A 14,152-nucleotide genomic window follows, 5' to 3' on the forward strand; every position below is an offset into this window, starting at 1 on the left:
AACATCGTGAACTCCACCCAGATCGGCCTGCTGGCAGGTCTCCTGCTCGGCGTCGCAGGCGCCGTGGGCGGCTTCGTCGCCTTCATCATCACGCTCGTGCTCGGCGCGGCCGGGCTGATCGTCGGCCGGGTGCTCGACGGCGAGCTCGACGTCAGCGGCGTGCTCGGCCGGGGCAAGGACCGGTGACCGTCACCGCGGTCGACGAGCCCGCTCCGAGCTCGCTCGCCGAACCCGAGTCCCGCGGCACGCTCGAGATCGACCCCGGGGTGCTCCGCAAGATCGTCGAGCACGCGGCCGACCAGGCGCCGGGCACCCGGCACCGGACACGGACCGTCGCGGGCCTCGGCGTCGGCGAGTCCCGCCCGACGGCGCGGATCAGCGCGTTCCCGGACGGCATCGACGTCCAGCTGCGCGTCACGCTCGCCTACCCCGCCCCGATCCGGGAGACGGTGGCCGACGTCCGTGAACGGATCGCCCGCGACCTGGACCGGATCGCCGGCCAGACGGTCCGCTCGCTGACCGTCGACGTCGGCGCGCTGCAGAGCGACCGCGAGCCGGACGAGCCCCGGGTCCGCTGAGACCTGTCCCCCTTCCCTCGAGAACCCCGGAGGTACCCCGATGAGGGTCCTGCTCCGCGTGCTCGCCCCCCTGCTCAGCCTCGCCGTGGCGGCGCTCGGCGTACTCGTCGTGGTCGAGGTCGTGGCGGCCTGGGTGACACCCGGCTCGACCGGCCTGCTCGTGCCGTGGTCGTCATGGCGCGCCGTGCTCGAGCAGACACAGTGGACGGCCACCGCCGTGCTCTGGGTCGCGATCGGCGTCGGCGTCGTCGGGCTGATCCTGGTGCTGGTCGGGCTGCTGGCGCGGCGGCACGACGTCGCGCTCCGCTCGCCGTCGGACGGCATCACCGTCACGACCGCGCCGCGGGTGCTCGCCCGCCTCGTCGGCCGCCGGGTCCGCGGGTCCGACCAGGTGTCGGGCGCCACCGTGACCGCCTCCGCGAAGAAGATCACCGTGCGGGCGCAGGGCCGGGCGTCCGGCACGTCCGAGGGCTCCGACGTGCGCTCCGGCGTGCGCGAGCGCGTCGACGAGCTGCTCGGTGAGCTGCCGCTGGCCCGCACGCCCCGGGTCTCCGTCTCCGTCGCCCCCGGCCCGAAGGGACCCCAGTGAGCACCGCGACCACGACCACCACCACCGATCCCGCACCGGCGCCCGCGCCGCGCGGGGCGGCCCGCAGCGCCCGTCGCGCCGTCGCCCGCTCTGCGGGGGGCAGCCGCTGGGGCATCACCCTGCTCGGGCTCGTCCTGCTCGCGGCCGGTGTGCTGACCGTCCTGCTCGGACTCGGGGTGTTCGGCACGAACCGCCCGCAGCGCCCGCTGCTCGACCCGATGGTCACCGAGTTCCTCGGCGCGAACCAGACCGCCGCGCGCGTGGTCGCGATCGTGGCGGGCGTGCTGCTGCTCGTGCTCGGGCTCGTGTGGGCGGTCCGGTCGCTGCGCCCGGAGCGCAGGCCCGACCTCGTGCTCGACGGCGGCCCCGGCACCGACATCCGGGTCTCGGCATCGGCCGCGGCGGACGCGGTCGCCGGGGGCGCCTCCGAGCTGCCCGGCGTCACCCGCGCCCGTGCCCGGATGGTCGGCAGCGCGACCGCGCCCGCCGTCCGCGCGACCGTCTGGATCGACGACGACGCGGACGTCGCGGACATCTGCAGGCGCCTGGACGGCGAGGTGCTCGTCCAGGTCCGGGACGCGCTCGGGCTGGCCGCGCTCCCGGTGGCCGTCCGGCTCGAGCTGGACGCGTCCGGGAAGCAGTCCCGGGTGGCCTGACCTGCGACCCGCGTCACAGTGTCCGCGGCAGGTCCACGCGTACCGTCGCGCCCATGTCGCTCCTGGAGGGTAGGACCGCGCTGGTCACCGGCGCGGGCAGCGGGATCGGCGCGGCGGTGGCCCGCCGCCTCGCCGCGGACGGCGCGAAGGTGCACGCCGTGGACATCGCGCGCGACCGGGTCGCCGCGCTCGCCGACGAGCACCCCGGGGTGGTCCCGGTCGAGTGCGACCTGTCCGACCTGGACGCCGTCGACCGGCTGCCCGCCGACGTCGACGTCCTGGTGAACAACGCGGGGCGCCAGCACGTGAGCCCGCTGCAGGACTTCGACCCGGACACGTTCTCGCAGATCCTGCGGATCATGCTGGAGGCGCCGTTCCGGCTGATCCGTCGCACGCTGCCGCACATGTACGGTCGCGACTGGGGTCGGGTGATCAACATCTCCAGCGCGCACGGGCTGCGGGCCAGCCCGTTCAAGTCCGCCTACGTCAGCGCCAAGCACGGGCTGGAGGGGCTGTCCAAGGTGACCGCCCTGGAGGGCGCGCCGCACGGTGTCACCAGCAACTGCATCAACCCGGCCTACGTGCGCACCCCGCTGGTCGAGGCGCAGATCGCCGACCAGGCGCGCACGCACGGGATCGGCGAGGACGAGGTGATCGAGAAGATCATGCTCACGCCGGTCGCGGTGAAACGGCTGATCGAGCCGGACGAGGTGGCCGAGCTGGCCGCGGTGCTGTGGGGACCGGCGTCGGCGTCGATCACCGGGAGCTCGCTGAGCCAGGACGGCGGCTGGACGGCCCGCTAACCGGGTCCTCACCCGGCGGCGGGCAGACTGCGTGGCGGATCGCCGCACGAGGGGAAGGACGTCCGGGTGGCTCGTGCTCTCCTCGTGCTGGCCGCCGTGCTCGCCGTCGTGACGCTGGCCGGGTGCACGGTCGGGCCGTCCGAGCGTCCGCCGGTCGCCGTGCGCGGGGACGCGCTCACGTCGGCGCCGCCACCCGCCCCCGGTGCGCCCCCGCCCGCCTCCGACCCGAACGCCTTGCCCGCGCCCGACCCGGCCAGGGACCTGCCCGGTCTGTCCGACTGCACGGCGGACACGCTCGCGACGCTCACCGCGGACGGTCGCGGCCCCCGCGCCGGTCGCGCACTCCAGGTGGCCTGCGGCCAGCTCTCGGTGCCGGTCGATCCGGCACAACCGGCACTCGGGCCGACGCGCGTCGGCCTCACCCGGGTCACGACGCCGGGGGCACGGGCGGGGCGTCCGCCGCTGGTGGTCGTCGGCGACGTCGGGACGGACGGCGCCGCCCGGGAGGCCGCCGCGCTGGCGGGCCAGGTGTCCGACCGGGTGCTGTCCACCTACCAGGTGATCGGCATGGACCGGCGCGGCACCGGAGCGAACCTGCTGGACTGCTCGCCGCCGGACGCCCGCGCGTCCCTCGTCGACCTGAACCCGGACCGCACCGACGAGGGCTCCCTCACAGCGCTGCTGGACAAGTCCAGGGCGATCGTCCAGGACTGCTACCTGCTGCTGTCCGGGGCGCTGAGCAGCTACCGGGCCTCCGTCACCGCGGACGACCTGGAGACGGTGCGCCGCCAGCTCGGCGTGCAACGCCTCAACGTCGTCGGCGTCGGGGACGGTGCGGACGCGGTCGCGGCGTGGGCGACGGCGCATGCCGACTCGGTCGGTCGCGTGGTGCTGGACGGCCCGTCCGACCCGACCCGGCAGGACCCGGACAGCACGGAGGACGCGACGAGGGCGGCGGAGGCGGCGTTCGACCAGTTCGCCCTCAGCTGCCGGTCCGGACCGTCCTGCCCGCTCGGGCCGGATCCGCGGGCCACGGTGACCGCACTGGTCGGGCGCGTCGCGGCGCGCCCGCTGCCCACGCCGGACGGGGACCGGGTGACCGCGGGGGCCGTCCTGCTGGCCGTGCGGTCCGGGCTCGCCGAGCCTCGGCGGTGGCCGCAGCTCAGCGCGGCGCTGGCCGCGGCGGGCAGCGGGAACCCTGCGGGGCTGCTGGGTCTGCTGCTCCCGGAGGCCGGCCCGCAGGGCCGGTTCGACGCCGCGCTGGCCACGAGATGCAACGACGACCCGACCCGCCTCACGCCGCCGGAGGCCGCCGACCTCGCGGCCCGCTGGAAGGGCTCCTACCCGCTGTTCGGTGCACAGGCCGCGCAGCAGCTCGTGACCTGTGCCCCATGGCCTGCGCCCGCCCCGTCCCCCGCCGCGGGCCCGCTTCCGGCGGACGCGCCACCGGTCCTGGTCCTCGGCACGACGCACGACCCGCGAGCGCCGCTGACCGGAGCCCAGCGCCTCGCCGAGCTCACCGGGGCGGGCCGCCTGGTCCGCTGGGAGGGCTCCGGCACCGGCGCCTACCCCCGGACGCCGTGCGTCAGTGGTGCGGTGGACCGCGCCCTCGTCGACGGCGTCGCGCCGGCACAGGACGTGGTCTGCCCTCCCTGAGCGGGACCCACCGGGGCCGCAGGTCACGATTCCGTCTCCGTGCCGGACGCCCCCTCAGCGGATCCGGATCACACAGAACAGTGCCCTGAGCTGGGAGGACAGCGGAGCGCGAAGGGTGGGGAAACCGGCATCGAGTCTGCGGAATTGAGCGTGATCGAGGTGCCAATCCCTTAACAGCCCCATCGGGTGGGGCTACGCTTCCAAGAGCGATTCAGCCGAACGGGAGGGCGCTCCCACCGCCTGTGCCGCAGATCGGTAACGACGCCGCGAGCCGTGTAACGCACGCTACCTCCCGGAGCGAGAGAGGACGAAGGGGGATCGCCCGGTGGGCCTCTCGCCTGGCACGAGAGACCTGCGGGGAGGGCGTGGGAGGGCCCGACAGCCGCATCGGAACGCACTTCGACATCCCCATTGTCGAGCGGATCCCAGCATTTCGAGCGACGATTCCATCAGCGCAGTCGAAGATCGGCTGCGCTCGCGGCACCCGCCGCACGGAACGAACAACCGACTGACCGACAGACCAGCCCGCACGCTGCGGGCGTGAGAACGACAGGGGACGAGATGACCGAGGGATCGAGCAAACGCCCCGGCGTCGAGATCGAGTTCCGTGGTGTCACCAAGACCTACCCGGGCCAGACGACTCCGGCGATCGACAACCTTTCGCTGACCGTCCCGGCCGGCGACATCTGTTGCATGGTCGGCCCGTCCGGTGGTGGCAAGACGACGGCGATGAAGCTGGTCAACCGGCTCATCGACTTCCACGAGGGCGACATCCTGATCGGCGGCGACAGCGTGCGCGCGGTCGACGTCACGACGCTGCGCCGGGACATCGGCTACGTGATCCAGCAGGTCGGCCTGTTCCCGCACATGACGATCGAGGCGAACATCGGCGTCGTACCGCGGCTGCTGGGCTGGTCGAGCGACCGGATCAAGCCGCGCGCCGCGGAGCTGCTCGACCTCGTCCGGCTGGACCGCGAGTTCGCGAAGCGCTACCCGTCGCAGCTCTCCGGCGGCCAGCAGCAGCGCGTCGGCCTGGCCCGCGCCCTCGCCGTCGACCCGCCCGTCATGCTGATGGACGAGCCGTTCGGCGCCCTGGACCCGATCACGCGCAACGAGATCCAGGACGAGTTCCTCAAGCTGCAGGCCGACATCGCCAAGACGGTCATCTTCGTCACGCACGACATCGACGAGGCGATCAAGATGGGGAACAAGATCGCGGTCCTGCGCCAGGGCGGTGTGCTCGCCCAGTACGGCACTGCCGACGAGCTGCTCGGCTCCCCCGCCGACGAGTACGTCGCCGACTTCGTCGGTGCCGACCGCGGCCTCAAGCGGCTGTCCCTGCGCCTGATGCGCGACCTGGTCAAGGTCGCCGAGGACGTGACGCCGCCCGCGGACGCGCCCACCGTGAAGGGCAACGCGACGTTGCGCGTCGGCCTGTCCGTGCTGTTCGCCTCGGGCTCCCGGGCCTGCACCGTGGTGCACGAGGACGACGCCGCCACGGTCATCGGACACGTCACGCTCGACCAGCTGCAGGACGCGGTGTACGAGACCGCACCGAAGGCCCCGGCCGACGTCGTCGCGGGCGAGGCGTGATGTCGCTTCCCGGTCAGGTCATCCCGAACTTCTCCGGGCCGAACTGCGCGGGCCAGTTCTTCTGCTGGGACTGGGTGGGCGCCAACTGGGCCGAGGTCCTGCAGCCCGCCCTGATCCAGCACATCTGGATCAGTGTCCTCGCGGTGCTCTTCGGTCTGGTCATCTCGATCGCCGCCGCCCTGTACGCGGTGCGCAACAGCTGGTTCGAGCGCGGCTTCTCGGCGCTGGCGACGTTCCTCTACACCGTCCCGGCGCTGGCGTTCTTCCTGCTGATGGTGCCGATCACCGGCCTGACCATCACCACGGTCCTGATCGGTCTGACCAGCTACACGCTGCTGCTGCTGTTCGCGAACGCGGTCACCGGCCTGCGGTCGGCCCCTCCGGAGACGCTCGCGGCCGCGGACGGGATGGGACTGACCCGCAACCAGGTGCTGTTCAAGGTCCAGCTCCCGCTGGCCCTGCCGTCGATCATGGCCGGGGTCCGGATCGCGGTGGTCACCGTGATCTCGCTCGAGACGGTCGCGGCCCAGGTGGTCCAGGCGGGCCTCGGCACGCCGCTGTTCAACGCGCAACGCAACGTGTTCACGACCGGCCTGATCGTGACCGGTGTCCTCGCGATCGCACTGGCCCTCGTCGCGGACGGTCTGGTCGTGCTGTTGCAGCGGGCGGTCACGCCCTGGGTCCAGGCGCGCCGGTGAGGGAGAGAGAACAACGATGATCCAGTACCTCACGGACAACTTCGGCAGGCTGCTGCTGCTGACGCTCGGGCACGCGATCCTGGCGCTCGTCGCGCTGGTCATCTCGGTGGTCGTCGGCGTCGCGGTCGGCGCCTACGTCGGGCACCTGCACAAGTACGCGTTCCTGGCGATCAACCTCGGCAACGTGCTCCGCGCGCTCCCGACGCTGGCCCTGATCGCGGTCATGATCGCGCTGATCGGCTTCGGATTCGTGAACATCACGATCGCGCTCGTCGTCCTCGCGCTGCCGCTGATCCTGACCAACGCCTACACGGCCGTCGCGGGAGTCGACCGCGGCATGGTCGAGGCCGCGCGCGGCATGGGCATGGCGGACAACCAGATCCTGTTCCAGGTCGAGCTTCCGAACGCCATCCCGCTGATCATGACCGGCGTCCGGACGGCCTGGGTGTACACGGTCGCGACGGCCTACCTCGCGATCTTCGCCGGGTACGCCACGCGGCCGGGCCAGCTCGGCACGCTCGGCGACATCATCGGCAACCCCTCCGGCGAGAGCACGCAGGGCATCCTCGTCGCCGCCGTGTTCGCGATCGTCCTCGCGTTCGTCGGCGCCGGGCTGCTGACGCTGGCCGAGCGCGCGATGACCCCCACCGGGATCAAGCTCGCCCGGGCGGCCGCGATGGCGCCGGCCTGAGGCCGGTCGCTCCCACCACGTTCGAAGCACGTCACGAGAAAGGGAAGTGCCCATGCGCAAGTCAACCACCGGGACGGTGAGGTCCTGGACGCGTCGGGGAGCCCTCGGAGGCTTCCTCGCCGCGACACTGCTCGCAGCCGCCTGTGGTGGCGGAGGTGGGGGCGGCGGCGCCGCCCCGTCCTCCGGCGGTGGCGCTCCCGAGGGCGGCGGCATCCCGGCCGACGCCGTCTCGATCACGGCGACCCCGCAGACCGACCCGCTCCCGCAGGGCACCCCGGGTACCGGCAAGCCGGCGGTCGTCATCGGGTCGAAGAACTTCGCCGAGCAGACCGTGCTCGGTGAGCTCTACACCCAGGCGCTGAAGGCCAAGGGGTACAACGTCTCGCTGAAGGCCAGCATCGGCGGCTCCGAGCTGATCGACAAGTCGCTCGAGTCGAACCAGATCCAGCTGTTCCCCGAGTACCTGGGTGAGACCGTCACCAGCGTCGCGAAGCTGCCGGCGCCGACCTCGGCCTCGGACACGTACAACAAGGCCAAGCAGTGGCTGGAGCAGAACCGCCAGTCCACGGTCCTGAAGCAGACGGCGTTCGAGGACACCGACGGCATCATCGTCACGACCCAGTACGCGCAGGAGAAGGGCCTCGAGACCATCTCCGACCTCAACAAGGTCGGCCCCGGCGGCCAGGGCGTCACCGTCTCCGGCCCGCCGGAGTTCCAGAACCGCGAGACCGGTCTCGTCGGCATGAAGAAGGCCTACAACCTGCCGAACGTCGGCTACCTGCCCGCCCCGGCCGGTAGCCAGTACACGGCGGTCGACCAGGGTTCCGCCCAGGCCGCCAACGCGTTCACCACGGACTACCAGCTCACGACCGGCAAGTACAAGCTGCTGACCGACCCGCAGGCCGTGTTCGGTTTCCAGTACGTCGCACCGATCGTCAAGCAGAGCGTGATCCAGCAGCAGGGCCCGGAGTTCTCGGCCACGCTGAACTGGGTGAGCGGTCTGCTGACCGAGCAGGCGATCCAGGCCCTCAACCAGCAGGTGCAGGGCAACAACCAGCCGGCCCCGGACGTCGCGAAGCAGTTCCTCGCGGCCAACGGTCTGCAGTAGCCGTACAGCATCACCGCCGACGGGCGGGGTGGGGATCCGGTTCCCCGCCCCGCCCGTTCGTCGTTCGCCACTTCTCGATCTTCACCCGGGCGAGGCGTGTTGCGTCCGGCCCCCGTCCGTGATCCCGTAGCGGCAGTACATGCATCTGCAACTGCACGCGACGACGGAAGGGCCGACGTGATCCTCAGAGCGGTCCGCCCGGCCGTCCTGTGGTCCGTGCTGGCCGCGGTCGCGCTGCTGCTCGCGGGCTGCAGCGGGTCGCCGCGCACCTCGGCGACGGCGGCGGAGGGATCGCTCGCCGCGGCCGCGGACCTGCGTGGCCAGACGTACGTCGTCGGTGGCGGGAACTCCGACCAGGAACGGGCGCTGTGCGAGGTGACGGTGGCGGCGCTGGAGTCGGCACGCGCCGGCGTCACGGATCGCTGCTCCGGTGACGACGACCCGCGCCGGGCCCTGATGTCCGGCGAGATCAACGTGTACTGGGAGGACGCGGGCACCGCGTGGACGAGCTACCTGCGCGGCGGCGAGGAGCGCGTCCCCCCGGACGCCCGGTACCGCCAGGTCGCCGACCGGGACCTCGCCGAGAACGGCGTCGTCTGGCTGGCCGCCGCCGGGTTCGAGGACTCGTCGGAGTTCGTCGTCGCCGGTCCGGAGGCCGCCCGGCTGCGGCTGCGCACGCTCTCCGACATGACCGGCTACCTGCGGTCCGGCCAGCCGGCCACGGTGTGCGTGGACCGGGAGTACGCGGACCGCGAGGACGGCCTGCGCGCCGTCGAACGGACCTACGGCGTCACCGTCGGACCGCAGCAGGTCCAGGTGCTCGACGACGGGCTGGTCCCGCAGTCCACCGCGGACGGGGTCTGCACGTTCGGCGAGGTGTCCACGACCGACGGCCGGGTCCCCGGGCTCGGGCTCACCGTGCTCGACGACGACCGCGGAGCCGAGGTCGCGTCGATCCTCGCGCCGACGCTGCGCAAGGACGCCTACGACCGTGCCCCCGCGGTCGCCCGCGTGCTCGACCCGATCTCGGGCGCACTGGACCCACCGACCGTCGTCGCGCTCACCAGGCGGGTCTCCGTCGACGGGGCGACCCCGCGCGACGCGGCACGCGAGTGGCTCTCCGGTCGCGGCTTCATCGGCGCGTCCTGACACGGGAGGGCTCCCGCGACCGGGTCGGTAGACAGTCCGCGGGAGGCCGGTCCGCCGGTACCGTCACGGGTACCGGGGAGCCCGTGACCGGCACCGACGAGAGGGGAACCGATGCCCGCCACGACCTCCGGCCGGTCGCCGGTCGAGCTGCTCCCGCCCGGCGTCAGCAGCCTCGCCCGCGGGATACCGGACGCGCCGGCCGGGACGCTGTTCCTGCTGTCCGACCGGGGCGGCATCAAGGTGTCCGGGTCGGCACAGGGGTTCACCGTCGTCTTCGGGCGCAACCGGCCGGACGTGCACGTCTGCGTCGGTGAGGACGACCCGCGGATGAGTCGCCGACACGGCAGCCTGAAGGCCGACCGCGGGCGGTGGACGCTGACCAACACCGGCGGCGTGCCGATCCGGCTGCCGGAGTCCCGGCTGCTGCTGACCGGTCAGGAGACCGGCCTGACCCCGGCGTACACGCCGATGTTCATCCGGACCGAGCCCGGCCGCGAGCACCTCGTCGAGGTGCGGGTGGCGGGCCACGAGCGCCCGCGCAGCCGCGCGGCGCACGAGGACGTGACCGGGCAGCCGGCCGTCTGGCGGCTCTCCGACCGCGAACGGCTCGTGCTCACCGCGCTCGGCCAGCGCTACCTGCGCCACGAGGCGCACCCGCAGCCGCTGTCGTGGACGAACGTCCAGCAGGAGCTCGACGAGCTGCAGCCCGGCGAGGGCTGGACGGCCAAGCAGGCCGAGTGGGTCGTGAAGAAGGTCCGGGAGCGGCTGCACGACGGGTCGGTGCCCGGTCTCACGCGCGACGAGGTCGGCGAGCCGATCGGCAACGCGCTCAACCACAACCTGCTCGTGGAGCTGCTGCAGACCACCACGCTGGTGCCGCCGGACCTGCGACTGCTCGACGAGGACGCCTGACCTGGTAGGAAGGGCACCGTGCCCCGCCGACCGGCTGACGACGAGCGCGACGGCGTCGAGCTGACCAACCTCGACCAGCCGGTGTTCGACGGCGCGGGCGCCACGAAGCGTGACCTCGTCGACTATCTGGACGCCGTGTCCGTCCGGATGCTGCCCGGGCTGTCCGCCCGCCCGCTGTCGGTGATCCGCGCCCGTCCCGGATCGGCACCGTTCATGCAGAAGAACCTGCCGAAGCACGCTCCGGACTGGATCGCGCGCGTCGAGACGTGGGCGGAGACGTCGCAGCGCACGGTCACCTACGCGCTGTGCGAGGACCGCCGGACGCTGCTCTGGTTCGCGAACCAGCGGGCCATCGAGTACCACCCGACGCTGATCCCGACGGAGACGACCGAGACACGCGAGATCGTGCTCGACCTCGACCCTCCGGAGGGTGGCGAGTTCGCGCAGGTCGTGGCCGCGGCCCGGCTGGTCCGTTCCGCGCTGTCCGGCGTGGGCCTCGAGGCGGCGGTGAAGACGTCCGGCGCGAAGGGGCTGCACATCGTCGCGCCGCTGGCCGTACCGCTGGGCATCGACGACGCGTTCGCCGTCACCCGCGCGATCGCCGCCCGCGCCGCCGCGCTCGACCCCGACGTCGCGACCACGGCGTTCATCCGCGACGACCGCGGCGGCCGGGTGTTCCTGGACCCGACGAGGGCCGGGTACGCGACGCTGGTCGCCGCGTACAGTCCGCGCGCTCGTCCCGGACTGCCGGTGTCCTTCCCGCTGGGGTGGGACGCGCTGGACGACGTGACGCCGTCGGAGATCACCGTGCACACCGCGCTGGAACGCCTCGGCGACGCCGACCCGTGGCACGACCTGCGCCCGGAGCCGGGCGTGCTCGCCGACGGTCTCGTCGCGGAGGGGAAGGAGATCCCGGTCCCGCGGGTGCAGGCGATGCACGAGGGCAAGCGCCGCAAGCGGGCCAGGCAGCGTCAGGAGTCCTGACCCGCCACGTCCCCCCGGACCAGGCGGAAGATCCACCACTCGTCGTTGTGGTGCGGGCCGCGCAGCTCGTACACCCGGGGCAGGCCGTCCGGATCGGCCAGCACGAACTCCCGCGGAGGCTTGCCGTCGGCCTCCGGGTCGATGCGCACCGTCTCCCCCGCGTGCGGGCCGTCGTCGAGGAACGCGTACACGGCCGACGAGTCTGCCACCAGATCCACCTCGCCGACCCCTTTCTCGCGGCGAGGATCAGCCGACCAGCTCGGCCACCGCGTCGGCGAGGTCGGACGGATGGGTGTGGGACAGCAGATGCCCTCCCCCCGGTACGACGACGGGTGTGCCGCCGAGCAGCGTGCGGACCGGCGGCGCCATGCGCCGGTGCGGGAACAGCGGGTCCCGCTCGCCGAGCAGCACGATGGTCGGTGTGGTCCGCCACTCCCGCAGCACCGCGTTCGGCAGTGGCGGCGGCAGCAGGCTGCTGCTGCGCGCGTGCCGCGCCACCAGCGTCATCCACTCGATGACGCGTTCGTGGTCGTCCATCGACGGCTCGCCGTCCATCGACGCGAGCACCCGTGCCGACCGGGCCGACGACGGGCGGAGGTGCCACGGCACCGACGCCCACACCATCGCAGGCGTGGTCCGCGCCCCGATCAGCCCGGCGGGCGAGGAGAGCACCAGACCCGCGATCCCCGGTCCGGGCGTGGCACACAGGGCGGCGGCCGCGCCGCCGGACTCCCCGAGCAGGACCACGGGGCCGTCGCCCTCCGCCACGACGGAGTCCAGGACATGGTCCACCCAGGACCGGAACCGTCCGATGAGATCGTCAGGGGGCCGGGTCGCGCAGCTGAGGCCGGGCTGCCCCGGCACGTCGGCGACGGTCACCCGGCAGCTCCCGGCCAGCGACGCGATGAGCGGACGGGACGTCGCGGCGTTGAGCGGGGCCCCCGGCACGACGACGACGCGCGCCGGTCCGGCGCCCGCCGACGTCAGGTGGGTCGGCCCGAGCGGCGAGTCGACGATCCCGCACACGACCCCAGGGCGGCACCGGGCCAGCTCGTCCCGGCACCAGTCCTGGAGCTCCCGTCGTCCGGCCTCCGTGCGGTAGGTGTCCATCAGGGCTCGACCAGTCCCGCCCGGATCGCGTACCGGGTCAGGTCGAGCCGGTCGCGCATCCCGAGCTTCTGCAGGGCGTTGGCGCGGTGCCGGTCCACGGTCTTCACGCTGATCACGAGCGTGGCGGCGATCTCCTTGGCGGAGTTGCCCTCCGCGATGAGCTTCACGATCTCCTCCTCGCGCGGCGTGAGGATCGTCGGCGGCAACGCGTCGCCGTCGCGGGTGCGCTGCAGGTAGCTGCGGATCAGGGTGGTCACCGCACCCGGGTACAGGAACGGCTCGCCGCGCATCGCCGCCCGGCACGCCTCCAGCAGGTCGCGGTCGGCCACCGACTTGAGCACGTAGCCGGACGCGCCGGCCTTCAGCGACTCGAACAGGTATTGCTCGTTGTCGTACATCGACAGCATCAGGACCCGCACCGTCGGTGCCCGCCGGGTGATCTCCCGGGCCGCCTGGATGCCGGTCATCCGTGGCATGGCGATGTCCAGCACGGCCAGGTCGACGTCCCGGCCGGACGCCGCGGCGTCGACGGCCTGCGCGCCGTCCGATGCGACGGCGACGACCTGCAGGTCCGGTTCCGCGTCGATGATCAGCTTGAGGCCCTGGCGGACGAGGGCGTGGTCGTCGGCCAGCAGGATGCGGGTCGGGTCGCTCACGCCGTCGTCCCCTCGCCGAGCGGGACGGTCAGGGTGACCGCGGTGCCGCCGGACCGCGGGTGCGCCACGTCCAGGTCGCCCCCGACGAGCAGGGCACGCTCGCGCATCCCGCGGATGCCCGCGCCCTCCGCGGACGTGCCGCCGCGGCCGTCGTCGGACACGCGCACGGTCAGCTCGCCCCGCGTGAGGACCACCGCGAGACGGACGGCCGTCGCCCCGGCGTGCCGGGCCACGTTCGTCAGGCTCTCCTGGACGATCCGGTACACGACGAGCTCGACCTCCTTGCTGAGCGCGGGCATCTCGGCCGGAACGCTCCGGGACACCGGTACGCCGCTGACCTCGGAAAACTCCCCGGTCAAGGCACTGAGCGCGCTGGTGAGGCCGAGCTCGTCGAGGACGTCCGGCCGCAGGCGGCGGGCGACACCCCGGACCTCGTCGAGCCCGGAGCGCACGGTCTCGGTGACCGTGAGCAGATCCGCGCGGAGCTCGTCGGGGGCCCGGTCGGTCACCGAGCGCAGGCCGAGCAGGACAGCCGTCAGGCTCTGGCCGACCTCGTCGTGCAGCTCGCGGGCGATCCGCCTGCGCTCGCCCTCCTGCGCCGCGAGCGCGTCGGCGCTGGTGGCGGTCCGCTCGGCCTCGAGCCGGTCGAGCATGGCGTTGAACGTCGCGATCAGCCGCGTGAGGTCGCCGTTGCCGCGGTCGGCGAGCCGGTCCCGCGACCGCAGCAGGTCGACGCGTTCCATCAGCGCGGTCAGCGCGTCCAGCGGCGCGAGGCTGCGCCGCAGCAGCAGCGCGTGCGCCCCGACGATCACCAGCAGCCCGACGAGGAGCACCGGGACCTCGGTGACCAGGATCGGCGACGACACGGTGGCCGGGGAGAGGGCGAGCACAGCCGTGCCCACGGCGTACACCAGGCCGTTGAGGGCGACCAGTCGCGCGAACAGTGCGGGAGCCGGCGTCCGACCCGAA

17 protein-coding genes are annotated in these 14,152 nt (G+C 73.1%); 13 read left to right on the top strand and 4 right to left on the bottom strand.

Annotation, left to right across the window (positions count from 1 at the left end; all coding sequences use genetic code 11):
- Nucleotides 1-6: 6 nt before the first annotated feature.
- The 13 genes from EV378_RS03485 (at nucleotide 7) to EV378_RS03545 (ending at nucleotide 11,417) form a co-directional block, all read left to right on the top strand.
- Nucleotides 7-186 carry a hypothetical protein gene (locus EV378_RS03485; protein ID WP_132421290.1) on the top strand — a complete coding sequence of 60 codons (180 nt, stop codon included), beginning with the start codon at nucleotides 7-9 and terminating at the stop codon, nucleotides 184-186.
- Entirely contained in the window at nucleotides 183-578 is a 396-nt protein-coding gene (locus tag EV378_RS03490) for an Asp23/Gls24 family envelope stress response protein (RefSeq protein ID WP_132421291.1), read from the top strand. Before EV378_RS03485 ends, EV378_RS03490 begins: the two co-directional genes overlap by 4 nt.
- A 40-nt stretch (nucleotides 579-618) precedes the next feature.
- Nucleotides 619-1,167 carry a DUF6286 domain-containing protein gene (locus tag EV378_RS03495; RefSeq protein ID WP_132421292.1) on the top strand — a complete coding sequence of 183 codons (549 nt, stop codon included), beginning with the start codon at nucleotides 619-621 and terminating at the stop codon, nucleotides 1,165-1,167.
- Complete coding sequence (locus EV378_RS03500; RefSeq protein ID WP_243653253.1) at nucleotides 1,164-1,823, top strand: alkaline shock response membrane anchor protein AmaP; 660 nt, start codon at nucleotides 1,164-1,166, stop codon at nucleotides 1,821-1,823. Before EV378_RS03495 ends, EV378_RS03500 begins: the two co-directional genes overlap by 4 nt.
- 53 nt (nucleotides 1,824-1,876) lie before the next feature.
- Nucleotides 1,877-2,626, top strand: a complete 750-nt coding sequence (locus EV378_RS03505) for a 3-hydroxybutyrate dehydrogenase (RefSeq protein WP_132421293.1) — start codon at nucleotides 1,877-1,879, stop codon at nucleotides 2,624-2,626.
- Nucleotides 2,627-2,692: 66 nt separating this feature from the next.
- Complete coding sequence (locus tag EV378_RS03510) at nucleotides 2,693-4,282, top strand: alpha/beta fold hydrolase (protein WP_132421294.1); 1,590 nt, start codon at nucleotides 2,693-2,695, stop codon at nucleotides 4,280-4,282.
- Nucleotides 4,283-4,822: 540 nt separating this feature from the next.
- A complete protein-coding gene (locus EV378_RS03515; RefSeq protein ID WP_279389590.1) occupies nucleotides 4,823-5,875 on the top strand; it encodes an ABC transporter ATP-binding protein in 1,053 nt (350 codons plus the stop codon).
- Nucleotides 5,875-6,573, top strand: coding sequence for an ABC transporter permease (locus EV378_RS03520; RefSeq protein ID WP_243653254.1), 699 nt, complete (start codon nucleotides 5,875-5,877; stop codon nucleotides 6,571-6,573). Before EV378_RS03515 ends, EV378_RS03520 begins: the two co-directional genes overlap by 1 nt.
- 16 nt (nucleotides 6,574-6,589) lie before the next feature.
- The gene (locus EV378_RS03525) at nucleotides 6,590-7,264 is read left to right on the top strand and encodes an ABC transporter permease (RefSeq protein WP_132421296.1); all 675 of its coding nucleotides are present in this window, start codon (nucleotides 6,590-6,592) and stop codon (nucleotides 7,262-7,264) included.
- A 52-nt stretch (nucleotides 7,265-7,316) separates the two neighbouring features.
- The gene (locus EV378_RS03530; protein ID WP_132421297.1) at nucleotides 7,317-8,372 is read left to right on the top strand and encodes an ABC transporter substrate-binding protein; all 1,056 of its coding nucleotides are present in this window, start codon (nucleotides 7,317-7,319) and stop codon (nucleotides 8,370-8,372) included.
- Nucleotides 8,373-8,549: 177 nt separating this feature from the next.
- Nucleotides 8,550-9,521 carry a glycine betaine ABC transporter substrate-binding protein gene (locus EV378_RS03535; protein WP_132421298.1) on the top strand — a complete coding sequence of 324 codons (972 nt, stop codon included), beginning with the start codon at nucleotides 8,550-8,552 and terminating at the stop codon, nucleotides 9,519-9,521.
- Nucleotides 9,522-9,632: 111 nt separating this feature from the next.
- On the top strand, nucleotides 9,633-10,433 hold the full coding sequence (locus tag EV378_RS03540; RefSeq protein ID WP_132421299.1) for an FHA domain-containing protein: 801 nt from the start codon (nucleotides 9,633-9,635) through the stop codon (nucleotides 10,431-10,433).
- Between the two features lie 18 nt (nucleotides 10,434-10,451).
- Complete coding sequence (locus tag EV378_RS03545) at nucleotides 10,452-11,417, top strand: DNA polymerase domain-containing protein (RefSeq protein ID WP_132421300.1); 966 nt, start codon at nucleotides 10,452-10,454, stop codon at nucleotides 11,415-11,417.
- On the opposite strand, the gene EV378_RS03550 is transcribed toward EV378_RS03545, so the two are convergent.
- The 4 genes from EV378_RS03550 to EV378_RS03565 are packed head-to-tail and all read right to left on the bottom strand — an operon-like array spanning nucleotide 11,405 to nucleotide 14,085.
- Nucleotides 11,405-11,626 carry a hypothetical protein gene (locus EV378_RS03550; protein ID WP_132421301.1) on the bottom strand — a complete coding sequence of 74 codons (222 nt, stop codon included), beginning with the start codon at nucleotides 11,624-11,626 and terminating at the stop codon, nucleotides 11,405-11,407. The two genes, EV378_RS03545 and EV378_RS03550, sit on opposite strands and share 13 nt — an antisense overlap.
- Nucleotides 11,627-11,663: 37 nt before the next feature.
- Nucleotides 11,664-12,527, bottom strand: a complete 864-nt coding sequence (locus tag EV378_RS03555; protein WP_132421302.1) for an alpha/beta fold hydrolase — start codon at nucleotides 12,525-12,527, stop codon at nucleotides 11,664-11,666.
- The gene (locus EV378_RS03560; RefSeq protein ID WP_132421303.1) at nucleotides 12,527-13,183 is read right to left on the bottom strand and encodes a response regulator; all 657 of its coding nucleotides are present in this window, start codon (nucleotides 13,181-13,183) and stop codon (nucleotides 12,527-12,529) included. The genes EV378_RS03555 and EV378_RS03560 overlap by 1 nt, the downstream gene beginning before the upstream one ends.
- Nucleotides 13,180-14,085 (bottom strand): HAMP domain-containing sensor histidine kinase, encoded by a 906-nt coding sequence (locus tag EV378_RS03565; RefSeq protein WP_207908563.1) that lies wholly within the window; start codon nucleotides 14,083-14,085, stop codon nucleotides 13,180-13,182. The genes EV378_RS03560 and EV378_RS03565 overlap by 4 nt, the downstream gene beginning before the upstream one ends.
- Nucleotides 14,086-14,152 lie beyond the last annotated feature (67 nt).

This window comes from Pseudonocardia endophytica, from assembly GCF_004339565.1.
GTDB lineage: Bacteria > Actinomycetota > Actinomycetes > Mycobacteriales > Pseudonocardiaceae > Pseudonocardia > Pseudonocardia endophytica.

Coding starts and splice junctions, on each gene's coding strand:
- EV378_RS03495 (WP_132421292.1), top strand. CDS start 619: ATGAGGGTCCTGCTCCGCGTGCTCGCCCCCCTGCTCAGCCTCGCCGTG.
- EV378_RS03505 (WP_132421293.1), top strand. CDS start 1,877: ATGTCGCTCCTGGAGGGTAGGACCGCGCTGGTCACCGGCGCGGGCAGC.
- EV378_RS03520 (WP_243653254.1), top strand. CDS start 5,875: ATGTCGCTTCCCGGTCAGGTCATCCCGAACTTCTCCGGGCCGAACTGC.
- EV378_RS03525 (WP_132421296.1), top strand. CDS start 6,590: ATGATCCAGTACCTCACGGACAACTTCGGCAGGCTGCTGCTGCTGACG.
- EV378_RS03530 (WP_132421297.1), top strand. CDS start 7,317: ATGCGCAAGTCAACCACCGGGACGGTGAGGTCCTGGACGCGTCGGGGA.
- EV378_RS03540 (WP_132421299.1), top strand. CDS start 9,633: ATGCCCGCCACGACCTCCGGCCGGTCGCCGGTCGAGCTGCTCCCGCCC.
- EV378_RS03555 (WP_132421302.1), bottom strand. CDS start 12,527: ATGGACACCTACCGCACGGAGGCCGGACGACGGGAGCTCCAGGACTGG.